This is a genomic window from Streptomyces sp. NPDC031365 (assembly GCF_055569765.1).
On sequence record NZ_JBVIIM010000007.1, the window covers coordinates 165,423 to 187,109 of the forward strand.

General features: G+C 70.8%; 23 protein-coding genes. 11 read left to right on the top strand and 12 right to left on the bottom strand.

What is annotated here, in order from left to right; genetic code table 11:
- Nucleotides 1–101 precede the first annotated feature (101 nt).
- Nucleotides 102–941, bottom strand: coding sequence for an endonuclease/exonuclease/phosphatase family protein (locus ACZ5C2_RS13785; protein ID WP_468789832.1), 840 nt, complete (start codon nucleotides 939–941; stop codon nucleotides 102–104).
- 277 nt (nucleotides 942–1,218) lie between these two features.
- Entirely contained in the window at nucleotides 1,219–1,386 is a 168-nt protein-coding gene (locus ACZ5C2_RS13790) for a hypothetical protein (protein ID WP_399982229.1), read from the bottom strand.
- Nucleotides 1,387–2,058: 672 nt separating this feature from the next.
- On the opposite strand from ACZ5C2_RS13790, the gene ACZ5C2_RS13795 reads away from it, so the two are divergent.
- Nucleotides 2,059–2,406, top strand: a complete 348-nt coding sequence (locus ACZ5C2_RS13795; RefSeq protein WP_468789835.1) for a VOC family protein — start codon at nucleotides 2,059–2,061, stop codon at nucleotides 2,404–2,406.
- Nucleotides 2,407–2,594: 188 nt separating this feature from the next.
- Here ACZ5C2_RS13795 and gap read toward each other — a convergent pair whose 3' ends face one another.
- The 3 genes from gap to ACZ5C2_RS13810 form a co-directional block, all read right to left on the bottom strand.
- On the bottom strand, nucleotides 2,595–3,596 hold the full coding sequence (gene gap, locus ACZ5C2_RS13800) for a type I glyceraldehyde-3-phosphate dehydrogenase (RefSeq protein ID WP_468789837.1): 1,002 nt from the start codon (nucleotides 3,594–3,596) through the stop codon (nucleotides 2,595–2,597).
- A gap of 105 nt (nucleotides 3,597–3,701) precedes the next feature.
- Entirely contained in the window at nucleotides 3,702–4,658 is a 957-nt protein-coding gene (locus ACZ5C2_RS13805) for a GlxA family transcriptional regulator (RefSeq protein ID WP_468789839.1), read from the bottom strand.
- Between the two features lie 326 nt (nucleotides 4,659–4,984).
- Nucleotides 4,985–6,697, bottom strand: coding sequence for a SpoIIE family protein phosphatase (locus tag ACZ5C2_RS13810; protein WP_468789841.1), 1,713 nt, complete (start codon nucleotides 6,695–6,697; stop codon nucleotides 4,985–4,987).
- Between the two features lie 417 nt (nucleotides 6,698–7,114).
- Between ACZ5C2_RS13810 and ACZ5C2_RS13815 the strand changes: the two genes are divergently transcribed.
- From ACZ5C2_RS13815 to ACZ5C2_RS13830, 4 genes are all read left to right on the top strand, one after another.
- Nucleotides 7,115–7,741 carry an SAM-dependent methyltransferase gene (locus ACZ5C2_RS13815; protein WP_468789843.1) on the top strand — a complete coding sequence of 209 codons (627 nt, stop codon included), beginning with the start codon at nucleotides 7,115–7,117 and terminating at the stop codon, nucleotides 7,739–7,741.
- Nucleotides 7,742–7,767: 26 nt separating this feature from the next.
- Nucleotides 7,768–8,268: a DinB family protein gene (locus ACZ5C2_RS13820; RefSeq protein WP_468789845.1), complete on the top strand. Its 501-nt coding sequence runs from the start codon at nucleotides 7,768–7,770 to the stop codon at nucleotides 8,266–8,268.
- Nucleotides 8,269–8,543: 275 nt separating this feature from the next.
- Nucleotides 8,544–9,062 (top strand): lytic polysaccharide monooxygenase auxiliary activity family 9 protein, encoded by a 519-nt coding sequence (locus ACZ5C2_RS13825; protein WP_468789847.1) that lies wholly within the window; start codon nucleotides 8,544–8,546, stop codon nucleotides 9,060–9,062.
- 275 nt (nucleotides 9,063–9,337) lie between these two features.
- Nucleotides 9,338–10,234, top strand: a complete 897-nt coding sequence (locus ACZ5C2_RS13830) for an NAD-dependent protein deacetylase (protein ID WP_468789849.1) — start codon at nucleotides 9,338–9,340, stop codon at nucleotides 10,232–10,234.
- 490 nt (nucleotides 10,235–10,724) lie between these two features.
- Here ACZ5C2_RS13830 and ACZ5C2_RS13835 read toward each other — a convergent pair whose 3' ends face one another.
- The 3 genes from ACZ5C2_RS13835 to ACZ5C2_RS13845 form a co-directional block, all read right to left on the bottom strand.
- Nucleotides 10,725–11,210 (bottom strand): VOC family protein, encoded by a 486-nt coding sequence (locus ACZ5C2_RS13835; RefSeq protein WP_468789851.1) that lies wholly within the window; start codon nucleotides 11,208–11,210, stop codon nucleotides 10,725–10,727.
- 110 nt (nucleotides 11,211–11,320) lie between these two features.
- Entirely contained in the window at nucleotides 11,321–11,476 is a 156-nt protein-coding gene (locus tag ACZ5C2_RS13840; RefSeq protein ID WP_468789853.1) for a hypothetical protein, read from the bottom strand.
- Nucleotides 11,477–11,787: 311 nt separating this feature from the next.
- On the bottom strand, nucleotides 11,788–12,162 hold the full coding sequence (locus ACZ5C2_RS13845; RefSeq protein WP_468789855.1) for a winged helix-turn-helix transcriptional regulator: 375 nt from the start codon (nucleotides 12,160–12,162) through the stop codon (nucleotides 11,788–11,790).
- A gap of 79 nt (nucleotides 12,163–12,241) precedes the next feature.
- On the opposite strand from ACZ5C2_RS13845, the gene ACZ5C2_RS13850 reads away from it, so the two are divergent.
- The 5 genes from ACZ5C2_RS13850 (at nucleotide 12,242) to ACZ5C2_RS13870 (ending at nucleotide 14,775) form a co-directional block, all read left to right on the top strand.
- Entirely contained in the window at nucleotides 12,242–12,652 is a 411-nt protein-coding gene (locus ACZ5C2_RS13850) for a RidA family protein (RefSeq protein ID WP_468789857.1), read from the top strand.
- Nucleotides 12,653–12,807: 155 nt separating this feature from the next.
- Nucleotides 12,808–13,170 carry a sortase-dependent protein gene (locus tag ACZ5C2_RS13855; RefSeq protein ID WP_468789859.1) on the top strand — a complete coding sequence of 121 codons (363 nt, stop codon included), beginning with the start codon at nucleotides 12,808–12,810 and terminating at the stop codon, nucleotides 13,168–13,170.
- On the top strand, nucleotides 13,167–13,781 hold the full coding sequence (locus ACZ5C2_RS13860) for a class F sortase (RefSeq protein ID WP_468789861.1): 615 nt from the start codon (nucleotides 13,167–13,169) through the stop codon (nucleotides 13,779–13,781). Before ACZ5C2_RS13855 ends, ACZ5C2_RS13860 begins: the two co-directional genes overlap by 4 nt.
- Nucleotides 13,782–13,883: 102 nt before the next feature.
- Complete coding sequence (locus tag ACZ5C2_RS13865; RefSeq protein WP_468789863.1) at nucleotides 13,884–14,375, top strand: RNA polymerase sigma factor; 492 nt, start codon at nucleotides 13,884–13,886, stop codon at nucleotides 14,373–14,375.
- Nucleotides 14,359–14,775, top strand: a complete 417-nt coding sequence (locus tag ACZ5C2_RS13870) for a hypothetical protein (RefSeq protein ID WP_468789865.1) — start codon at nucleotides 14,359–14,361, stop codon at nucleotides 14,773–14,775. The genes ACZ5C2_RS13865 and ACZ5C2_RS13870 overlap by 17 nt, the downstream gene beginning before the upstream one ends.
- Nucleotides 14,776–14,902: 127 nt before the next feature.
- On the opposite strand, the gene ACZ5C2_RS13875 is transcribed toward ACZ5C2_RS13870, so the two are convergent.
- From ACZ5C2_RS13875 to ACZ5C2_RS13890, 4 genes are all read right to left on the bottom strand, one after another.
- Nucleotides 14,903–16,342 (bottom strand): GH1 family beta-glucosidase, encoded by a 1,440-nt coding sequence (locus ACZ5C2_RS13875; protein ID WP_468789867.1) that lies wholly within the window; start codon nucleotides 16,340–16,342, stop codon nucleotides 14,903–14,905.
- 84 nt (nucleotides 16,343–16,426) lie between these two features.
- Entirely contained in the window at nucleotides 16,427–17,350 is a 924-nt protein-coding gene (locus ACZ5C2_RS13880) for a carbohydrate ABC transporter permease (protein WP_103546253.1), read from the bottom strand.
- Nucleotides 17,351–17,362: 12 nt separating this feature from the next.
- Nucleotides 17,363–18,358, bottom strand: a complete 996-nt coding sequence (locus ACZ5C2_RS13885) for a carbohydrate ABC transporter permease (protein WP_468789869.1) — start codon at nucleotides 18,356–18,358, stop codon at nucleotides 17,363–17,365.
- A 92-nt stretch (nucleotides 18,359–18,450) separates the two neighbouring features.
- The gene (locus ACZ5C2_RS13890; RefSeq protein WP_468789871.1) at nucleotides 18,451–19,758 is read right to left on the bottom strand and encodes an ABC transporter substrate-binding protein; all 1,308 of its coding nucleotides are present in this window, start codon (nucleotides 19,756–19,758) and stop codon (nucleotides 18,451–18,453) included.
- Between the two features lie 303 nt (nucleotides 19,759–20,061).
- On the opposite strand from ACZ5C2_RS13890, the gene ACZ5C2_RS13895 reads away from it, so the two are divergent.
- Nucleotides 20,062–21,075 carry a LacI family DNA-binding transcriptional regulator gene (locus ACZ5C2_RS13895; RefSeq protein WP_468789873.1) on the top strand — a complete coding sequence of 338 codons (1,014 nt, stop codon included), beginning with the start codon at nucleotides 20,062–20,064 and terminating at the stop codon, nucleotides 21,073–21,075.
- Nucleotides 21,076–21,687 lie beyond the last annotated feature (612 nt).

Here is a 21,687-nt window from a genome sequence, read left to right on the forward strand (position 1 = left end):
GGAGAGGGGCGAAAGAACCCTTCTCCCCCCCCCCCCCCCCCCCCCCCCCCCCCCCCCCCCCCCCTGCCCGGTCGCCGGCATGCCCCCGGCCCCCTGGGACGTCAGGTCACGTCCACATCGGCGTGCAGCACATGGTGGTCCGAGTACGGGGTGGGCCACACACGGTGCCGGAGCGGGGCGATGCCTCGCAGGAAGACGTAGTCGAACTTGCTGTGCCAGTCGGTGGTCGGTGTGCAGGTGCCGGCGTCCGAGGGATGACACCGGGGGTCGGTGTCCTCGGCCAGCGCCCACATCCGGGCGAGTTCAGGGGTGTACGGCACCGCATTGAGGTCGCCGAGCACGATGGCGCGCTCGTGCCGGGCGATCTCCGCGGCGAGTACGCGGGTCTGTTCGGCCCGGACCCCTTCCTGGCGCCGTTGGGCGAGATGGGTGTTGAAGACCCGGACGGGCCGGTCGCCCACCAGGGTGGTGACCGCCATGTAGCCGCGGTCTTCGGACCCGCCGTCGGGGTACTCCGCCTTCACCTGGTCCGTCATCGGTGCCGCCGAGAGGATCGCCTGGCCGAAGCCCCCGGGGTTCCACGGCACTCCCCCGCAGCGGCCCCAGTTCTGCAGAACCGCCCCGTACTCGACGTGGTAAACCAGCCCATAGAGGTTCTCCAGATGGTCCCGGATCCGTGCGACGTCACGTTCGCACGCCTCTTGCAGTCCGATGACCTGCGGCGCGAACCTGGCGATCTCAGCTGCCCGGTCGGCGTTGCTCTCTCCGCAGGGGTTGCAGATGTTCCACGTCATGACCCGGTTCGGTACGACGTCGTTGACGGCAGCGACGGGCAGTGTCTCGGCGGAAGAAGCCCCGTCAGGTGCACTCGGCCCGAGGAGCACCAGGCAGGCTGCGATCACCGCGCCCCCCAGCAACCGCGTGCCCCTCTCGAACACCATCGCCTCCCCGGCGTGATTCCCACGGCATCTGACGTCTTCCCGCACGAGATTATGTGACGGACATGGGGAAGGTCACGGTGTGCCCCGAGGAGATGGTGCTTCCTCACACGGCCGACCGGTGCGTGCGGGACCGTCGGATCGGCGGAGCGGACGGGTTGCCGCACCGTCCGTCCTCGATGTCGTCGCACCCGGCGATCGCCCCCAGGGCCGAGCCGGCTGCGGTGTCGCAAGGGAGGCGAGGGCCGGCGGCACGTGTGCCGGCCCTCGCAGGAGTGCGTCAGCGCCTGCGGGACCAACCGGTTCCGATGCCCGCCACGTGCAGGGCCAAAGCGGTCAACCCCAGCAGCATGACGTTCACCGAAGAGAACACGTCGTTGGTACCGATGTCCGCCGCGTTGATCAGAAATGCGATGAAGAACAGTACCGCCGCGATGATGCCGAGCATGAGCGAGCTCCTCTCGTCAGGGTGAAGCCCGTATGCCCAGCCATCGCGCTCACAGACCCGATGGGAACCACGGAGCGTGGATTTTCCCCTTGCGCCGACGAGTTGGCCATCGTGAGCCGGGTGAGCTCCCCGCCGGCCCGGTTCTCTGGACAGGGGGGAAGATCCCACGCTGTCAGCGCCTCCACCACGTTGTCGGTGATGTTCGCCTGGCGCACGGACCAGCGAGGGGCCTGTTCGGACGAGCCGGAGTCATCCGCCCGACCTCGAGCGGTCCGTCTGCTCGGGCCGTTCGGCCCTGGTGCCTCCTCGACTCGACGGCTGGGGACCACGTGCCGGACCCGCGGTCCGCCGGTGCGGTGACTCGGTCTCCGGTTCCAGCCGGTCGCACAGCCTGCGCAGTCCGACGGACCCGGACGGGGCGCGGAACCTCCCACGGCGATGCGGTCGGCCGGCGTCACACGCCGAGAGGCTCACGGGCCCGGTCAGCCGTGCATCGCATCGCAGCGCGCTGGAAGGCGGCGAGGTGTGGTCAAGGGGAGGGGGGCCGCGGTGGCCCGGGGCCGCCGCCATCTCCTCGGGCTGAAGTCCTGCGGAAGCGTGTGCGGCGCTGGATGGACCGTAGTACTCCTGAGAAGTCCCGGAAACACGCCCGTGCTCACCTGGAGTCGTCCGATGGCCGTTCGTCGTGTCGTGCCCAACATTCCTACGGAGGCCGCGCAGGAAAGCCGCGAGTTCTACGGCCTGCTGGGCTTCGAGGAGGTCATGAACCTCGGCTGGATCATGACCCTGGCTTCTCCCTCCAGCCCGGCCGCGCAGGTCAGCGTCATGACCGGCGACAAGACCGCGCCGCTCGTCCCCGACATGAGCGTGGAGGTGGATGACGTGGACGCCGCCTACGCGGTCATGCGGCGAAGCGGTGCGGACATCGTTCATCCCCTGCAGGACGAGGAGTGGGGGGTGCGGCGGTTCTTCGTGCGCGACCCCAACGGTCGCGTGGTCAACGTGCTGGGGCACCGCTGACGCCTGCCGCACCGCCACAACACCGCCGGTCACAGCCACCCGTTGAGGACTGCGACCAGACGTCGTCGTGGTGTTCGCGCACACTCATGCCGGCGCTGTGCGGCCCGAACGGCCCGAGCGCCGCCGGTGTTCGGGCCGCGGGGCCGGAGTCGGGCGCACGAGCACCGTGCGGCCGGATGACGGCCGGCTCAGCGGGCGGCGAGGAGTTCGAGCGTGTCGATCACTCGGTTCGAGAAGCCCCACTCGTTGTCGTACCAGGCGACCACCTTGACGTGCCGGCCGTCCACGCGGGTGAGGGCCGAATCGAAGATCGAGGAGGCCGGGTTGCCGGTGATGTCGGACGACACCAGCGGGTCCTCCGAGTATTCGAGCACTCCGGCGAGCGGCCCCTGGGCTGCGGCTCGGTACGCCTCCAGTACGTCCTCGCGCGTCACGTCCCTGGAGACCGTCGTGTTCAGCTCGACGATCGAGCCCACGGGGACCGGCACCCGGATCGAGTCACCCGACAGCTTGCCGTCGAGGCCGGGCAGCACGAGGCCGATCGCCTTGGCGGCGCCCGTCGTTGTCGGCACGATGTTGACGGCTGCGGCGCGGGCGCGGCGGGCGTCGCGGTGCGGACCGTCCTGCAGGTTCTGCTCCTGGGTGTAGGCGTGCACGGTTGTCATGAAGCCGTGCTCGATGCCCGCGAGTTCGTCGAGGACCGCGGCCAGTGGCGCGAGTGCGTTGGTCGTGCACGAGGCATTGGAGACGACCGTGTGCAGGTCCGGGTCGTAGGCGTCGCTGTTCACGCCGTACGCCAGCGTGATGTCGGCCCCGTCCGACGGCGCGCTGACCAGGATCTTCTTCGCGCCCGCGTCGAGGTGGGCTCGAGCGGCCTTGGCGGAGGTGAAGCGGCCGGTCGCCTCCAGCACGATGTCGACGCCGAGCTCGGCCCACGGCAGCCGGACCGGGTCCCGCTCGGCGAGTACCGTGATGCGGCGGCCGTCGACGACGAGGGCGTCCGCTTCGGCTGTGACCGGTCGGCCGAGCCGGCCGGCCGTCGTGTCGTAGGCGAGCAGTCGCGCCAGAGCGGCGGGTTCCGTCAGGTCGTTGACGGCCACGACCTCCAGGGTGCTGCTGTCGCGCTCGAGCAGTGCTCGCAGCACATTGCGTCCGATGCGGCCGAATCCGTTGATCGCGATACGAGTCATGTGTGGTGTGTCCCTTCGTCCCTTGCCAGCATCGCGCTCGGCACGGACACGTGGCAGCGGCATGATCGCCACGGTTCGAAAGGATCGCGCCAGGGAGCGAGGAGGCTACTCTCCCTGAGCGAAGGTGCGGCGGTACTCGCTCGGGGTGGTGTCAAGGATCCGCTGGAAGTGCAGGCGCAGATTGGCACCGGTTCCCAGGCCGACGTCGGCGGCGATCTGCTCGACTCCCAGCTGCGAGCGCTCCAGCAACTCGCGGGCCGCGTCGATGCGGGCGCGCATGACCCACTGCATCGGCGTGTACCCCGTGTCCTCGACGAAACGGCGCGAGAACGTGCGGGGTGAGACCGCCGCGTGTCTGGCGAGCGCGTCGAGGGTGAGGGGTTCGCCGAGCCTGCGCAGCGCCCACTCACGGGTGGCGGCGAACCGCTCACCGAGCTGTTCGGGCACACTGCGCGGCACGTACTGGGCCTGGCCACCGCTGCGATAGGGCGCCGCGACCAGGCGTCGGGCCGCATGGTTGGAAGCGGCGACCCCGAGGTCGCCGCGCAGGATGTGCAGGCACAGGTCGATGCCCGAGGCGGCGCCGGCCGAGGTCAGCACACTGCCCTCGTCGACGAACAGCACGTTCTCGTCCACGCGGACCGACGGGTGCCTGGCCGCGAGCGCCCGGGTGTAGTGCCAGTGGGTCGTGGCCCGCTTGCCGTCGAGCGCTCCCGTGGCCGCCAGTGTGAAGGCGCCTGTGGAGATGGCCGCGAGCCGTGTGCCCCGGTGGTGGGCGGCGATCAGCGCGTCGACGACGGCCCCCGGCGGATCCTCGCGGTCCGGGAACCGATAGCCGGGAATGAAGACGATGTCAGCCCATTCCAACGCCTCGAGCCCTTGGGCCACGTGGTACGACAGCCCGTCGCCACCGGTGACCAGTCCCGGGGCGGCGCCGCAGACCCGCACCTCGTACGGCATGCTCGCGCGCGTCGTGAACACCTGGGCGGGAATGCCCACGTCGAGAGGCTTGGCGCCTTCGGAGACGAGGACGGCGACGCGACGCAGGCGGGAAACTCGCACGGAGGGAAGCGTAGGCGAACCGCGGTGCGGGGCGCCCGGGTCCAGGGCCGCGTCGCGGGGCCGCCGGCTCGTGGCGGAGGACGGTGGGCCGTCTGCCGGCTCCACTTCACCCACCGGTGTCCAGCGACGGCACCGTTCCCTTCCCCGGGGGCGGCCCGGGTGTGGGCGGCGGCATCGGCGCAGTACGGGAACGTGCGCGGCGGCCTCGCCCGCACCACGTTCACGCACGTCTTCGGAGGACCGCCCCCGCCCGAGGGTTGTCCGGGCAGAGGCGCGGACGGTGGTGCCGCCGAACGCGCCGTCCCGGTCTCTCTCCGTCGTCGGCCTCAGGGCACGCGGAGGGCGAGGAGGGCAACGTCGTCGTCGTTGTCGGCGGAGCGCACCCGTCGGAGAAGTTGGTCCGAGAACGAGGAGAGGGGGCGGTGGGCGAGGGCGGCGGCATGCTGGCGCAAGCGGTTCAGACCGTTGTCGAGGGACTGGCCGGGCACCTCGATGAGACCGTCCGTGTACAGCACCAGGGTGGACCCGGGCGGGAGCAGCACACTGGCATCGGGGCGCGGGATGTTGGTCTGGGTGCCCAGGAGAATGCCGTGGCCGTCGGTGAGATAGCTTGCCAGGCCGTCCCGGCTGACCAACAGGGGCGGAGGGTGACCCGCGTTGGTCCAGGACAGCCGCCAGTGATCGTTCTGGGCCGCTTCGATTCGGGCGAAGATCAAGGTGGCCATGGCGACGTCGGTGATGTGGTGGATCGCCTCGTCGAGCCGTTCGACGATACGGCTGGGCGGGTCCTGCTGGGACCAGGCGTAGGCGCGCAGCATATTGCGGACCTGGGCCATGCCGGCTGCCGCCTCCAGGTCGTGTCCGACGACGTCGCCGATGGCCAGGGCGGTGGACGCCTGGGCCAGGGGAAAGGCGTCATACCAGTCGCCGCCGACGTGTGAGGCGTCGGGTGCGGGCAGGTAGCGGACTGTCATCTCCAGGCCCGGAACGCCGGGCATCTGGGGCAGCAGATGGTGCTGCATGGTCTCGGCCACCTTGCGCTGGCGCTGGTAGAGCCGAGCGTTGTCCAGGGAGAGGCCGGCCCGATGCGCGATGTCCTCGATCAGCGGAAGGTCCACGGGCGTGAAGGCCACCGGGTTCTCGCTGCGGCCCAGCGTCAGTGCGCCGAGGACGGCACGGGTGCTTCGGATGGGTGCGATGGCCGCGGAGTGCATTCCCGTGGCCTTGAACAGGCGGCCCTGCTCGACCGCTATGCCGGAGTCCGGTGTCCCCTGGTAGGTCTCCGGACCGGCCAGGGTGGAGGCGACGCCCCGCAGGGCCCTGGACAGGGGCATCGGGGATTGTTCGGGAATCGGCGGCATCGGACCCTCGAGGTCCTCATGGCGCACCGGAGTGTCACCGTCGGCGTGGACGACGACGGTGCGCCACACCTCGTCGCGCTCGGCGATCAGGTCGACCACCACCCAGTCGGCCAGCCGGGGCACCACCAGGGCCGCCAGGCGCTTCAGCGCCTCGTCGATGTCGAAGGTGGAGGTCAGCCGGGTGGTGGTCTCGGCCAGCAGAGCCAGCCGTTGCAGTTCCGTCAGCGACTGGGCCATCGGCCCCGGTTGCACAGCGGTGCCCTGGGGCGGCTCGGGAGTATGGAAGACGACGAGGGTGCCGACTTGCCGGTCGCCATATGCGTACGGCGTGATCAGCCAGGAGACGACCAGAACGGCACCATCGGCGCGTGCGAAGTAGTCCTCGTCACCCTGGGCCGCGCGTCCTTCATGGAAGGCCTGCCGCATGGCGCACTGCGTTCTCGGGATCCGTTGCCCTTGTGGACCGCGGTGCAGCAGGTCGTGCGCGTCCTGGCCGAGGAGTTCTCCGGCGGGCCGGCCCAGCATCTGCTCGGCCCGGTTGTTGACGGCGACAATGCAGCCCTCCTCGTCGACGACGTAGGCTCCGGCACCCATGGCTTCCAGTGCTTCGGTCAACGCGGCGGAGGCTGCCGGCACGAGCAGCTCATGCGCGGGCTCCGTGTGCTTCGGCCCTGCCATTGTGTCCTCCTCGCTGTTCGGGCCGGCGCTCCGACCGTCGCCGGTCTGCCTGGCCGTGTGCCTTCTCCCGCTGGTGCGCCTTCCCCGTATGCCCCTCCACGTGAGGATTCCACGTGGCCGGGCGTTTCCCACGGCTCTCCGGCACGGGGAGTGACGCGCGTGCGGCCACGGAGAGTACCGGCCGCCCACCCCTCCGTCCCCGCGTGGTGGCACCGGCGCGCGATCAGGTGAGCGGCATCGCGCCTGATCCGTCCCTCATCCGTCGTGGCGGCCGCCCGTCGTGGCCCATGCGGGGGCACCGACCGCGGGCTCCCGGGCGGAATGTCCCTCCGGGGCATCTTGCCGCATCGGCAAGATTCCGTGCCGGATCGCGCAGGGCTGGACAAGACTCGGGGCTCCCGGCAGAAGGAGCCCTAGATGAGCACCACCGATGCGGTCGAGTTCTGGGACGGCGTCCACGCGGACCGCCCGGCGGCCACCGATCCACGGCCCAACGCACGTCTCACCGAAACGGTCGCCGGCCTGCCGCCCGGCGATGTGCTGGACCTCGGCTGCGGCGCCGGAGGAGACGCGCTGTGGCTCGCTCGCCGGGGGTGGCGGGTCACCGCCGTCGACGTCTCGTCCGTCGCCATCGAGCGCCTCACACGACTCGCCGCCGCACACGGCCTGGACGACCGGATCACCGCCCAGCGGCACGACCTGCACGAGTCCTTTCCCGACGGCGTGTTCGACCTCGTCTGCGCCCACTACCTGCACACCCCCCTCGACCTGGACCGGGCAAGCGTGCTCCGCTCGGCCGCGCACCGCCTGCGGCCGGGCGGGCGGCTGCTGATCGTCGACCACGGCTCGACCGCTCCGTGGTCGTGGAACCAGGATCCCGACGTCCGGTACCCCACCGCGCGGGAGGTCGCCACGGACATCGCCCTGGATCCGGAGACCTGGACGGTCGCACGGGCGGACTCGCCCCGCCGGACCGCGGCCGGACCGGACGGGCAGACCGCCGAGGTCACCGACCACGTTCTGATCGTCCACCGCACCGCCTGAACCCCGCCGCTCCCCGAGGAGGCACCATGTCCACCGCGCCGCGCCGGAGAATTCGCAGCGACAACCCACCGCCTCGCACCGGAGGCAGCGAGACCGAGGTCCTGCGCGGCTTCCTCGACTACCTCCGCGAGTCGGTCTCCGCGAAGGTCGAAGGCGCCCCCGAACCGCAGGTCCGCACCTCTGGAGTGCCGTCGGGCACGAACCTCCTCGGACTGCTCCGTCACCTCACGTTCGTCGAGCGGGCAACGTTCCTCGGGGACCGGGTCACCGACTGGAAGGGAACCTTCCGGGCCGCCCCCGAGGACAGCGTGGCCGATGTCGTCGCCCGCTACCGGGAGGCGGTCGCCCAGGCGAACAACGTACTCGACGGATGCACCGACCTCGCCTCGCCGGTGCCGCGCCCCCGGCCGGACAGTCCCGCTCCCAGCGTCCGCTGGGCACTCACCCACATGATCGAGGAGACCGGCCGCCACGCCGGCCACGCGGACATCCTCCGTGAACAGATCGACGGCGCGACCGGACGCTGACCACCGCACAGACAGCCCCGCCGGCCACCACACCTCACCCTTGACACGGTCATGCCCGCCGCTTGTATGGTCTAGGCCAACAGAACTCGCCGCTCCGCTTCGGGAGTTGATCCTTCGCGGGCCCCGACCACTTCCCCGCGAGGACGGCGAGCGCGCGCCACCTTCGCGCCTCCTGGCCCCACCCACGAGCGGTCGCCCTGCCGCGTACGGTCTCCCCCACCCACGATCCATGACCACACGCGCCCGGGGACGATCCGATGTGAAGGAGTTCCTCCATGCGTACCAGCAAGAAGACCGCCGCGCTGATCGGCGCGGCTCTCGCTCCCGTGGTCGCCGTCAGCCTGCCCGCCTCGTCGGCGAGCGCGCACGGCTACATCTCCGATCCGCCCAGCCGCCAGGCCCAGTGCGCCGCGGGCACGGTCTCCTGCGGGGACATCACCTACGAACCGCAGAGCGTCGAAGGCCCCAAGGGACTGACCAGTTGCAGCGGTGGAAACAGCCGCTTCGCCGAACTGGACGACGACGGTTCGGGCTGGGCGGTCACGCCGGTTCCCAAGAACACGACGTTCTCGTGGCGGCTCACCGCACGGCACGCGACCAGCACCTGGGAGTACTACGTCGCCGGTCAGCGGCTCGCGCTGTTCGACGACGGCGGGGCCAAGCCCGGCGAAGTCGTCCATCACCAGGTCGACTTCGGCGGCCTCACCGGACAGCAGAAGGTTCTCGCCGTCTGGAACGTGGCCGACACCGACAACGCCTTCTACGCCTGCATCGACGTCAACGTCGGCGGCTGACCGCCGGACCGGAGCGAGTCCCGGGAACACGGGGAGCACCGCTCCCGGGGCCGCTCCGTGTGTTCCAGTGCCACAGGCCCGTCGTCCAGGCGATCCGGCACGGGTGCGGAGCCGCATCGACGTACCAGCGTTTCACCCGGCCGCTCGGGCGTCGTGCCCGTCGGCAATCTCGGCCGCCGGCTGCCACCCGGCTGCCCGCCCCGCCCCGCCCCGCCCCACGCAGCCGACCATGGCGTGGACGACAGAGCTAGCCGTCGGTTTCGTACCCTTGCGGCATGCGCATGCGCCCCACCCTGAGCTGGACCCCCGCCGACGATCTGCCACCGGGCACCGTGGATCCGGAGCCGGTCGCCGATGCGCTGCGTGTCGGCGGCGTGCTGGTGCTCAGTGGGGCGGGAATCTCCACCGAATCGGGCATCCCCGACTATCGGGGCGACGGCGGGAGCCTGACCCGCCACACGCCGATGACCTACCAGGACTTCACCGGCAGTGCCGAGGCCCGGCGCCGGTACTGGGCACGCAGCCACCTCGGCTGGCGTACCTTCGGCCGCGCCCGCCCGAATGCCGGGCACCGGGCCGTGGCCTCGTTCGGGCGGCACGGCCTGCTCTCGGGGGTGATCACCCAGAACGTCGACGGTCTGCACCAGGCTGCCGGCAGTGAGGGTGTCGTGGAGCTCCACGGAGGCCTGGACCGGGTCGTCTGCCTTTCCTGCGGGACCTTCAGCCCGCGCTCCGAACTGGCGGCGCGGCTCGAGGAGGCCAACGCGGGATTCACTCCCGTGGCCGCCGGAATCAACCCGGACGGTGACGCCGACCTGACGGATGAGCAGGCCGGAGGCTTCCGCGTGGTGCCCTGCACGGTGTGCGGCGGCATCCTCAAACCGGATGTGGTGTTCTTCGGCGAGAACGTACCGCCACAGCGGGTCGCCCACTGCCGCACCCTGGTCCGCGAGGCGGCCTCACTGCTCGTCCTCGGATCCTCGCTGACCGTGATGTCCGGACTGAGATTCGTCCGCCAGGCGGCCCAGGCCGACAAGCCGGTACTGATCATCAACCATGACCCCACCCGCGGTGACCGGCATGCCCGCACCCGGATCGCGCTCCCCCTGGGAACCGCGCTCAGCACGGTGGCCGACCGGCTGGGCGTCCCCGTCGACGGCCGGGCGGCCTGAGGGAGGAAGGGGCAGAGGGCTCGGCGCCCGGGCCCTGCGACGTCACGCCTGTGCGCGGAGCTCGGAGTGCGGCGGCCGATGGGCCGGCCGACGCTCTCGGCCGCCAGGCTGCGCGCCGGCGGACCGCTGCCGGCGGAGATCGAGCCGAGCCCTCCCACCGGGTCCTGCCGCCACCGGCTCCGGGACGGTCTCCCGGCCGCCGGTCCGGTCTCCGGCGCAGCCCTCGCCGCCTCCCTCCCCCGCGCGGCACCGGCGGGACGCCGGGTTCCACCACCGCCTTGTCCGGCCCCCTCCACTCACCTCCACCCCTCCGGCCCTCTGCCGGATCTCGCCCCGCCCTGCGCCGAGGAGTCCCGGGCCTCCCGCAACGGTTTTCGAGACGTGCCGCCGTGGCCTCCGGAGCCCTCAACGGCATGCGCGACGAATGCAGTTGAGCAGCCTCTCGGGGAACTGGAGCAATCAGCCCGGCCGGTCGTCCCGTGTGGTGCGGTCACCCGATGGCGGCCAGGCGGCGCCGGAGTTCCTCATCCGTCACATCCTCCATGTGGGTCAGGAAGACCCACATGTGACCCGAAGGGTCCTTGAGGATGACCGTGCGGTCCCCGTGGAACATGTCCGTCGGCGGCTGGAGGACTTCCGCGCCGGCGGCCTCCGCCCGCTGCGCCAGACCGTCGACATCGGGCACGAAGACGTGCAGCGTGACGGATGTGCCCCCGCCGAGCGAGGACGGCGCGGCGAAGGAGCCGGCCTCCGCCCCTCCGGCACCGGCGTCTCCCAGCATCAGCACCGACCGGCCGATGGTGATCTCGGCGTGCAGGATCCCGCCACCCGGAGCATCGACCCTGAAGTCCTCCCGGGCGCCGAACGCCCGTTGGTAGAAGTCGATCGCGGTGGCGGCGTCATCGACCATGATGTGCGGGATCACGGCATACCGGTAACGCCCGGGGATCTCGGTGTGCGCTGTGCGCTCGCCCATGGTGAACCTCCTTGGAGAGGCACCGCCGGTCGGTTCCTGCGGTCCTGCGACGAACGTAGAAGCTCAAGTCCGGTTCAGGTCAAGCGGGCCGCGCCACGGGCCCGGAGGAATCAGCCGACCAGCACCCAGAGGAGCAGTGTGAACAGCAGGCCGAAGGTGAGCAGTGCCGGGACTCCGAGGATCAGGGCGACCATCCCCCACCGGGTTCGCCCCGCGGGAACCGCCGCTTCCGCGGGCCGGGTTGTTCCGTCCTGTACTGCACCCATGCTTCCCACTTCCGTTCAAGGACGTCCGTACGAACCGATCCTGTCAGTCGACGACAGGATCGGAGTACTGAACCCCGCTTGCGCGGGCCGTGCTTCACGATGCGCATCGCCCGGCCGCGAGCCGCGTCGCACCACTTGCCCCTGACCTTGATGTGAGGTTCTGGCGTGAGTGCGTGCCCGTTCCAGGACCAGTGCGCACAGAAGGAGTACCGGCATGGCGAATATCCCGCCTACCAGCACACGGCCGCGGGCCTGACCGGCCGGCGGAACGGGCGACCGTCGGTGCCGCACGACGATGCGGGTACGCCCGTTCATCTCAGGTCGTCGAAGGCGCGACGCGCACGTTCGATCTCGGGCATATGGGCGGCGGCCCATTGCAGGAGCACCTCGACCGGCGGGCGCATGGTCTTGCCCAGTGGGGTGATCCGGTACTCGACGGCGACGGGACGGGAACTGAGGAGCACCCGCTCGACGATGCCGTTGCGCTCGAGCCGTCGCAGCGTCGCGGTGAGCGACTTCTGCGTCACGGCGGGGACGGCACGGCGCAACTCGTTGAACCGGCGGGGCCGTTCGCAGAGTTCGTTGAGAACGCTCAGCGACCACTTGTCCAGCACCTGGTCGAGAAGCTCTCGGTGCGGGAGCGCGATCTCGAACACGTCGTCGTCATTCTCCGTGGTATCCGGCACGATACTTGGTCTCCTTGAAGTGTCCTTTGCCTACCAGGTACCAAAGGTATACCTGCTCGACCGAACTGAGGAGACCTCGATGTCCGTCCGTCGTTTCACCCCCGAAGGCATGACGCGACCCACGCCGTACGAGCATGTCGCCGTCGGCACCGGCACACGTCACGTACATGTCAGCGGCCAGATCGCCCGTACGGCGAACGGGTCCCCCGTCGCCCCGGGCGACCTCGCCGGGCAAGTCGCCCACGCACTGCGGAACACCGCTACGGGCCTGGCGGGGGCGGGCGCGTCGTTCGACGACGTGCTGCGGCTGACGTTCTACGTCACCGACTGGGCACCGGAGAAGATCGGCGCGTTCATGGCGGGGGTCGAGCAGGTCGCGGAGGAGATCGGGCTGACGATGCCGCTGCCTCCGTCGTCGCTGATCGGGGTGGATTACCTCTTCGAGCCCGATGTCCTGGTCGAGGTGGAGGCGACCGCGGTCCTCGACTGAGGCCGTCGTCGACCGCGCCCGTCGCCGGGATCGGAACCGGGCGCGGCTTTACCCTCTCTTTGCAACCCGGGCTGCCGCCGCCTCGTCTCTCCGCACGATCCATGACCCAGCCCGCCGGGTCACCGTGCGGGCGGACCGAGGAAAGAGAGCGATCCATGCGCCGAACCATCCTGAGCGCCGCGGCACTCGCGTGCACAGCCGTGCTGGCGAGCGCGATGCCCGCGTTCGCCGACGACCCCTCCCCCGTCTCCGAGGACGCGGTGTCTTCCAGCGCGTCGCCGTCTCCGGCCGAATCCGACCCGAGCCCGGTCCCGGCCGAGAGCGACGCGCCGGCCCCGGCGGAGGACGCCGGCGGGGTCACCGTCGTCCCCAGTGGCGCGCCCGACACCGGTGACGCCCCCGCGTCGGCGGATTCCGGAGCCGACAGCGCCCTGATCGGAGGGGGTGGCGCCGCGGTGCTCGCCGGCGGGGGCGCGGCGGTCTTCCTCGTACGCCGTCGGCGGGCGATGGCGGAATGACGTCGCTCTCCAGGCGTGCCTTCGCCACCGCGGCAGCGGCGTCCCTCATCGCCGGCTGCGGCGGCGGGCACCGGACCGGTGGGCCGCCCGCCGGACACTCCCCGGGCACGGCACCGGCCACGCGGCAGTCCGCGGAGCCGCCGCGGGTCCGGGGAGGTTCGGTTCCGGTCCGGCTCGAGATCCCGGCCATCGGGGTCGACACCCCGGTCATCTCGCTGGGGCTGGCTCCGGACCACACCGTCGAGGTGCCTCCGATCACCGCTGACGACCCGGCGGGCTGGTACCGGCACTCGCCGACTCCCGGCCGGCGGGGCCCGTCGGTGATCCTCGGTCACGTCACGGTCGGCGCCCACGGGGACGGCGTCTTCCGTCACCTCGCACGGCTGCGCCGGGGCGAGAGGATCGTGGCACACCTGGAGAACGGCACGGCGGCGGAATTCGCCGTCGGCCAGGTCCGGACGGTCGCCAAGGCCGACTTCCCGACGGAGGCGGTCTACGGGGACGTCGCCCGCCCGGAGTTGCGGCTCATCACCTGCGGCGGCCCGCGCAGGGGGGACGAGTACCGCGACAACGTGATCGTGTTCGCCGCGCTGAGCGCCACGATTCCCTGACCCGCCACCTGGGTCCCGGGCCGGTCGGCCGTGTGCCGGCGGCCTGGGATCCCTTCCGCGAGCGGTTCCACGCCATCGGCACCGCCACGACCATGGAGAGCGTTGAAACGGTCCCGCGAACAGGCAGCGTCCGAGCTCTTCGCTGCCCTCTATCCGCGCCTCGCCGGCTGGTGCCGCCGGCTGGTCGACGACGACGAGACGGCCCACGAGATCGCCTCGGAGGCGTTCACCCGGCTGTGGTCCCGCTGGACCTCCGTGGCGGAGCCGCGGGGCTTCCTCTACGTCACCGCGGCCAACCTGGTCCGGGACCACTGGCGCAAACTCGAGCGGGAACGCAGGGCCGTGCGCCGTGCCGGCACCGAAGCCGCCGTCCGGCCGCACACCGAGCAGTCCGACCCGTCCGTACGCCTGCTCGTGCAGTCGCTGCCGGAACGGCTGCGCGTGCCGATCCTGCTGCACTACTACGCTGACATGCCGATCCGGGAGGTGTCCGCGGTGACCGGACGCAAGGAAGGAACCGTCAAGGCCGATCTCCACGCGGCCCGGGAACTGCTCCGTGCCCATCTGAGGAGAAGCCTTGATCACTCGCTCTGACGAGGGTCCCGAGTTCGAACCCGACGACCCCCTCGCCGTCATTCTGCGGCCGGCCTCCGACTACCTCGGCCCGCCTCCCGGCCGGTTCGAGGCCATCCGGCGCGGGGCGGCGCGGCGCCGGCTGGTCCGCAGCGCGGCCGGCACCGCACTGGCGTGCGCCGCCGCCGTCCTGGTCGCCCTGCCGCTCCAGAACGCGGCGACAGCCGACAAGCCCGCGTCCCCCACGGTGCCGCTCGCCCCGCCCGTGAGCAACTCACCCTCCCCCACGCCGAGTCCGCCGGCGTCACCGGAGCCCGCCGAGTCCCCGACGGGCCCACAGCCCGTGACGGACGGCCCCTGGGCACCGCCGAGGAGCCACCTCACTCCCACTCCCGCACCGACGGTGACGGACTCGCCGTAACGGAAAGGCGCTCGGCCGGCACCTCACGGCATCAGCCCGCCCCCGTCTCCCGCGAGAGCGGGGCACGGGGGCGGGCTCGTGGGGCGGCGCCGTTCGGGGCGGCAGGTGCGCGCCGCCCCGGGGGAGGTCAGGCGCCGGGCAGGACCCCGCTGCGGGCGACCTCGGAGTACCAGCGCGCGCTGGCCTTGGGAATGCGGGTGCCGGTCGGGTAGTCCACGTAGACCGCACCGAAGCGCTTGCTGTAGCCGTGGGCCCACTCGAAGTTGTCCAGCAGCGACCACAGGAAGTAGCCGCGCACGTCCGAGCCGTCGACGATGGCCTGGTGGACGGCGGCCAGGTGGCCCCGCACATAGGCGATCCGGCCCGGGTCGTTGACGTTCCCGGACGGGTCGGCGTAGTCGTCGAACGCCGCCCCGTTCTCCGTGATGACCAGCGGCAGCCTGGGGAAGTCGGAGGACAGCCGGCGCAGCAGGTCGTACAGGCCGGTGGGGTCGACGGCCCAGCCCATGGCGGTGGTGTCGCCGGGCGGCTGGTGGAAGGCGACCTTGTCGGCGCCCGGCCAGGGGCTGTGGGCGCTGTTGCCGTGTCCGTCCGAGGCGTGGGTGGCGCTGCCGTCGGCCTCGGAGACGACGGTGGGCGTGTAGTAGTTGACGCCGAGGAAGTCCAGCGGCTGGTTGATCTGCTGGAGGTCGCCGTCCCGCACGAAGGACCAGTCGGTCAGCTCCGCGGTGTCCTTGAGCAGGTCCTCCGGGTAGGCGCCCTGCAGCATCGGGCCGGTGAAGACCCGGTTGGCGAGCGCGTCGATCCGGCGGGCCGCGTCGGTGTCGGCGTCGCTGTCGGTGAGCGGCCGTACGTGGTGGATGTTGAGGGTGACCGAGCACTGGGCGGCGGGGGGGAGGCGGTCGCGCAGTGCCTGGACGGCGAGGCCGTGCCCCAGGTTGAGGTGGTGGGCGGCGCGCAGGGCGGCCACCGGATCGGTGCGGCCGGGAGCGTGGACACCGGACCCGTAGCCCAGGAAGGCACTGCACCAGGGCTCGTTCAGGGTGGTCCAGGTCTTCACCCGGTCGCCGAGGGCGTCCGCGGCGAGGGCCGCGTACTCGGCGAACCGCTCGGCCGTCGCCCGCTCCGGCCAGCCGCCGGCGTCCTCCAGTTCCTGAGGCAGGTCCCAGTGGTAGAGGGTGGCGACGGGCTGGATGCCCTTGTCCAGCAGGTCGTCGGCGAGACGCCGGTAGAAGTCCAGGCCCTTCTGGACGGCGGGTCCGCGGCCGGTGGGCTGGACCCGGGGCCAGGCCAGGGAGAAGCGGTAGGCGCCCAGGCCGAGTTCGGCCATGAGGGCGACGTCCTCGCGCCAGCGGTGGTAGTGGTCGGTGGCGATGTCACCGGTGTCACCGTTGCGAACCCGGCCGGGGGTGCGGGCGTAGGTGTCCCAGATGGACGGCGTACGGCCGTCCTCGGCGGCGGCCCCCTCGATCTGGTACGAGGCGGTGGCCGAGCCCCAGAGGAAGCCCCTGGGGAAGGTACGGGCGGCGTCCGGGGCGGGCGCGGTCTGCTGTGCTGCGGTGACCACGTAAGTCCTTTCGGGATAGGGGGTTCGCAGGCAAGTGCCTGGTGGAGTGGGGTGCGAGGCGGGACGGGGCGAGGGCGTGACGGGTCAGCCCTTGACGGCGCCCGCCATGATGCCGCTGACGATCTGGCGGCCGAAGACGATGAACATCGCCAGCAGCGGCAGCGTGCCGAGCAGCGCGCCCGCCATGATCAGTGACTGGTCTCGCACATAGCCCGCGCTGAGCTGGGTGAGGGCCACGGGGACCGTCGGGTTGGTCATGTCGAGCACCACGAACGGCCAGAAGAAGTCGTTCCACGCGTGCACGAACGTGATCATGAACAGGACCGCCATGGCAGGCCGGGCGACGGGCAGCACGATGCTCCAGAAGATCCGCAGCGAGTGTGCCCCGTCCACGCGTCCGGCCTCGACGAGTTCGTCGGGCAGCGCTTCGGAGAGGTACTGCCGCATGAAGAACACACCGACCGCGCTCACCAGCGTGGGGAAGATGACGGCGGGCAGCTGCTGCGACCAGCCGAGCTCGGACATCATCATGAACAGCGGTACGACGCCGAGCTGCGGCGGCACCATCATGGTGCCGATCACCAGCATGAGCAGGGCGTTGCGGCCCTTGAACCGCAGCTTGGCGAAGGCGAATCCGGCCAGCGTCGCGAAGAGCACCGTGGACAGGGCGATCACCCCGGCCACGATCAGGCTGTTGATCATGGCCTTGCCCATGGCCGCCTCGTCCCAGGCGCGGGCGAGGTTGCTGAACAGGTTCGGGCCGGGCAGGAACGGCGGTGGCGTCTGGCTGACGCGGGTGTTGTCGGTGGAAGCCGCCACCATCGTCCAGTACAGCGGGAAGATGGACAGCACCGCCATGATGACGAGCAGGACGTAGGCGAGCGGGCCGGCGTGGTGCTGGCGGCCGGCACGCTGGCGCAGCAGCCGGCGGCCACCGCGGCCGGCCGGCTTCTCGGCAGGGGTCCGGTCCGGGGTCTCCGTCCGGACCGGGAGGCTGTGAGTGGTCATGACGACTCCAGGTCAGGACGTACGGGAACGCAGGCGCTTGATCAGGCGCTGCACCACGAAGGCGAGGACGAGCAGCATGAACATCGCCCAGGCGACGGTCGCGGAGCGGCCCATCTGATAGTTCTTCCAGCCCTCCTCGTACAGCAGAAGGCCCAGCGTCTGGTACTGGTTGTCCGCGCCGCCGGTGATGCCGTTGGGCCCCTGGCCGAAGATCAGCGGTTCGCCGAACAGCTGGGTGGCGCCGATCGTGGAGAGCACGATGGTGAAGACGATGGTGGAGCGGATGCCGGGAATGGTGACGTGCGTGAACTGCTGCCACCGGGAGGCGCCGTCGAGTGAGGCCGCCTCGTACCGGTCGGCGGGGATGGCCTGCATGGCGGCCAGGTAGAGCAGGGCGTTGTAGCCGGTCCAGCGCCAGATGACGATGGTGGAGATCGCGGCCTGGGCCGGCCACTTGTCGGCCTCCCAGTTCACCGGGTCGATACCGACGGAGCCGAGGGCCCAGTTGATCATGCCGAAGTCACGCTCGAAGATCATGGTGAAGACGAGCGCGGCGGCGGCGACCGAGGTGGCGTACGGGACCAGCGAGGCGACGCGGAAGAACAACGAGGCACGCATGCGGTAGTTGAGCAGGTGGGCCAGGCCGAGGGCCATCATCAGCTGCGGCACCGTGGAGATGACACCGATGGTGATGGTGTTCTGCAGCGCGTTCCAGAACCGTGAGTCGCCCCAGAGCTCGACGTAGTTGTCGAACGCCACCCACTCCATGATGTCGAGGGTGGCCAGTTCCACGTCGTGCAGGGAGATCCACGAGGTGTAGACGAGGGGGTAGAAACTGAACGCGGCGAAGACGACGAAGAACGGCGCGATGAACGCGAACGGCGCGCCCTTGACGTCCAGTCGGTGCAGCAGCGCGCTGCGCCGCCGGGCTTTGCCCTCGCCTCCGGTCTTGCGGGGCGTGCCTGGCGGCTCCTCGCCGGCCAGGGCGTTGGTGGTGGAGGTGGCCACCGGACTTCCTTCCTGAGAGCGGATGTGTGTGCCGGGGTCCGGGCCCGCCGGCCGGAGGCGGCGGCGGGCCCGGACGACCGCGGGGCGACCGGTCAGCCGACCGCCTTCTCCACGCGCTCCATGGTGGTGTCCCACGCCTCGTCACGCGAGGTGCCCTGCTCGATCAGGGCCAGGCCCTGCGAGAAGGTGTCCTTGATGGTGCCGTCCTTGCGGCCGAGGACCTGCTTGTCCGGGATCTCCTGCGCGGCCTCACCGAAGATCTGGCCGATCGGCGCGCCGCTGAAGTACTCCGACTTGGCGTTCTTCACCGCGTCGCCCTCCAGCGCCTTCTGCGAGGACGGGATGTTGCCGATCTCCGTGAAGATGTGGGCCTGCTGCTCCGGCGCGGTCAGCCAGGCGACGAGCTTCTGGGCCTCCTCCTTCACCGGGCTCTTCTCGACCACGCTCAGGAAGGCTCCGCCCCAGTTGGCTCCCTTGGGCGCCGGGGCGACGTCCCACTTGCCCTTGTTCGCGTCACCGGCCTTCTCGCTGATGTGGCTGAGCATCCAGGCCGGGCACACGGCGGTCGCGAACGTGCCGTTGGCCAGACCCGGGTCCCAACCCGGCTGGAACTGGCGCAGCTTGGCGGTCAGTCCCTCCTCGCCGGCATCGGCGGACAGGGCCCAGGCCTCCTTGACGACCGGGTTCTTGTCGTGGATCAGGTCGCCCTTCTCGTTGTAGTACTGCTCGGAGTGGCCGTAGACCATGGCGTTGAACAGACCGCTGGCCGAGTCCATGAACGCCACTTCACCGCCCTTGAAGTCCTTCTTGAAGGTACGGCCGGCCTCGACGTACTTGTTCCAGTCGCCTTCCCACAGCTTGCCGACCTCTTCCCGGTCGGTGGGCAGGCCGGCCTTCTCGAAGTAGTCCTTGCGGTAGCAGACGGCCATCGGGCCGATGTCGGTGCCCAGGCCCAGCACCTTGCCGTCCGCGGTGCTGATCTGGGACTGCTTCCAGGGCAGGAAGTGGTCGGTGCCCGCCGTTCCGGCGAAGTCCGCGAACTTGTCCGACTGGGTCTCGGTGATCTCCTTGGCCCGGCCGATCTCGATGCCCTGGATGTCCTTCAGACCGTTGCCCGCGGCGAGCCTGGTCTGCAGCGCGGTGTAGTACGTCTGCTCGTCACCAGCGATCTCGGCCTTGATGTCGACATTGGGGTTCTCCTTCTCGTACTGCTCCAGGAGTCCCGTCTCCTTGATGCCCATCACGCCGAACAGGCCCATCGTGATGGTGACCTTGCCGTCCTTCTTGCTCCCACCGGTGGCCGAATCACCGCCGCCGCCGCAACCGACGACGAGCGTCAGCGCGCCGACGGCCGCGGCTGTCGCCACCGCCTTCGTGCGCAACGAACCGAGAGTGCCCATTGGATCTCCTCCTAGCGACGGCGCTGACACATCGGAGTGACGAGTTTCGCGATGACTACAGCGGCTCTGATAGAAGTGGGAACGTGCCCACTTTAGGGTGGGCACGTTCCCACCGCGCCTCGAAGACTCCTGGCTCATGGATGGATCTGTCAATAACTTGAAAACAACTTCTCATCACGAACCGGACACGGCACCCGGGGTCCCGTCCCGGAACGGTCCTGTGCCCACGGCGGCGTCTGCAAGAATTGCCGCTGGTCACCTCCGCGGCAGGCATCCCCGCCGCGGCCGCCGAGGGGGGAGAACATGACCGGCAACCGCCGTCCCACGATCAAAACGGTCGCCGCCCGCGCCGGCGTGGGCCGCACCACCGTCTCCCGTGTCGTCAATGGTTCGGACCTGGTCAGTGCCGACGCTCGGGCCAGGGTCCTGGCGGCGATCAAGGAGCTCAACTACGTCCCCAACTCGGTCGCCCGCGGTCTGGTGACCAACCGCACCAACGCCGTGGCCCTGGTGATCCCGGAATCGGAGAGCCGGCTCGGGTCGGAGCCGTTCTTCGCGGCACTGATCCGGGGCGTCAGCGGCGCCCTCGCCGAGAGCCGGACGCAGTTGCAGCTGATGCTGGTGCGCGACCAGGCCGAACGGGACCAGCTCACCGAGTCGGTGGCGACGCGCCGTGTGGACGGCGTCCTCCTGGTCTCCGTCCACGCCGAGGACCGGCTGCCCGGCATGCTCGAGGAAATGGGTCTGCCCACCGTGCTCGCCGGGCGGCGTGACGCGGGCGAACAGCTGAGCTACGTCAACTCCGACAACGCCGGCGGGGCCACCGAGGCCGTCCGGCATCTGCTGGGCAGCGGCAGGACGCGGATCGCCACGATCACCGGCCCCCAGGACATGGACGTCGGCCGCAGCCGACTCGCCGGGTGGCGGGCCGCCCATGAGGAGGCGGGCAGGCCGGCGGACGAACTGCTCGTCGAGGCGGGCGACTTCAGCGAAGAGAGCGGAAGTCGTGCCATGCGTTTGCTTCTTGAACGCGCGCCAGATCTCGATGCCGTCTTCGCCGCTTCCGACCTCATGGCATTGGGCGCGCTGGCCGAATTGCGCCGCCAGAAGCGGCAGATACCCGGTGATGTCGCCGTGGTGGGCTTCGAGGACTCCGTCCTCGCCCGGCACACCAATCCGCCGCTGACGACGGTGCGTCAGCCGGTGGAGGAACTGGGCCGGACGATGGCCCGGATCCTCACCGACATCACCCAGCACGGCGCGCCCCGACAGCAGATGACGCTCCCGACGGAGCTGGTGGTGCGCGAGTCGTCGTAGTGCCGGCTCGTCGGCAGAACGGGGCCGGCAGGATGCGCGCCCGGACCCTGCCGACGGTTCCGGTGCCGGTGCCGGGCGGCACGGTCGTCACGACGGGCTGACCCCAGGGGGACGCCCGGGACGGGGCGGAGCTCCACGTGGCGTGCTCGTACGGTTCCCCTGTGTGAGCGGCATCCGTCGTCGGGCACGGTCCCCCGACAGCCGTCCGGTGTCCCCTCCTGCGGAGCGGACGCTGGGCCCGGTCAGGAGACCGACGGGCGGGAACGACGGGCCCGCCGCGGCGGCCGGGCCTCGTCCTTCGCGTCGCACCCGGGTCCGGTCGGCAGGGTACGACTCCCACCCTGCCTGTTCCCGGCAATCGGGCGGCCCCCAAGGTTGCCGACCTGCCGACCGGTCGGGGCCCGGGGAGAGTGCCTATGGTTCATTCCTGTGTGCCGGGAACCCTGGTTGCCGTCCTGACCGACCCGACCGACCCGACCGACCCGACCGACCTGACCGACCTGACCGTCCTGTCCAGACGCATCCGGTGAACCGGCGCCGGGGGGGGGGGGGGGGGGGAGGGGGGGGGGGGGGGGGAGGGGGGGGGGGGGCGAGGGGGTCTGCTGTCCCCTC

Bases quoted from the DNA above. Each gene is read 5' to 3' on its own strand.
- ACZ5C2_RS13785 (WP_468789832.1), bottom strand. From the start codon at position 941: ATGGTGTTCGAGAGGGGCACGCGGTTGCTGGGGGGCGCGGTGATCGCA.
- ACZ5C2_RS13790 (WP_399982229.1), bottom strand. From the start codon at position 1,386: ATGCTCGGCATCATCGCGGCGGTACTGTTCTTCATCGCATTTCTGATC.
- ACZ5C2_RS13795 (WP_468789835.1), top strand. From the start codon at position 2,059: ATGGCCGTTCGTCGTGTCGTGCCCAACATTCCTACGGAGGCCGCGCAG.
- gap (WP_468789837.1), bottom strand. From the start codon at position 3,596: ATGACTCGTATCGCGATCAACGGATTCGGCCGCATCGGACGCAATGTG.
- ACZ5C2_RS13810 (WP_468789841.1), bottom strand. From the start codon at position 6,697: ATGGCAGGGCCGAAGCACACGGAGCCCGCGCATGAGCTGCTCGTGCCG.
- ACZ5C2_RS13815 (WP_468789843.1), top strand. From the start codon at position 7,115: ATGAGCACCACCGATGCGGTCGAGTTCTGGGACGGCGTCCACGCGGAC.
- ACZ5C2_RS13820 (WP_468789845.1), top strand. From the start codon at position 7,768: ATGTCCACCGCGCCGCGCCGGAGAATTCGCAGCGACAACCCACCGCCT.
- ACZ5C2_RS13825 (WP_468789847.1), top strand. From the start codon at position 8,544: ATGCGTACCAGCAAGAAGACCGCCGCGCTGATCGGCGCGGCTCTCGCT.
- ACZ5C2_RS13830 (WP_468789849.1), top strand. From the start codon at position 9,338: ATGCGCATGCGCCCCACCCTGAGCTGGACCCCCGCCGACGATCTGCCA.
- ACZ5C2_RS13835 (WP_468789851.1), bottom strand. From the start codon at position 11,210: ATGGGCGAGCGCACAGCGCACACCGAGATCCCCGGGCGTTACCGGTAT.
- ACZ5C2_RS13840 (WP_468789853.1), bottom strand. From the start codon at position 11,476: ATGGGTGCAGTACAGGACGGAACAACCCGGCCCGCGGAAGCGGCGGTT.
- ACZ5C2_RS13850 (WP_468789857.1), top strand. From the start codon at position 12,242: ATGTCCGTCCGTCGTTTCACCCCCGAAGGCATGACGCGACCCACGCCG.
- ACZ5C2_RS13855 (WP_468789859.1), top strand. From the start codon at position 12,808: ATGCGCCGAACCATCCTGAGCGCCGCGGCACTCGCGTGCACAGCCGTG.
- ACZ5C2_RS13860 (WP_468789861.1), top strand. From the start codon at position 13,167: ATGACGTCGCTCTCCAGGCGTGCCTTCGCCACCGCGGCAGCGGCGTCC.
- ACZ5C2_RS13880 (WP_103546253.1), bottom strand. From the start codon at position 17,350: ATGACCACTCACAGCCTCCCGGTCCGGACGGAGACCCCGGACCGGACC.
- ACZ5C2_RS13890 (WP_468789871.1), bottom strand. From the start codon at position 19,758: ATGGGCACTCTCGGTTCGTTGCGCACGAAGGCGGTGGCGACAGCCGCG.
- ACZ5C2_RS13895 (WP_468789873.1), top strand. From the start codon at position 20,062: ATGACCGGCAACCGCCGTCCCACGATCAAAACGGTCGCCGCCCGCGCC.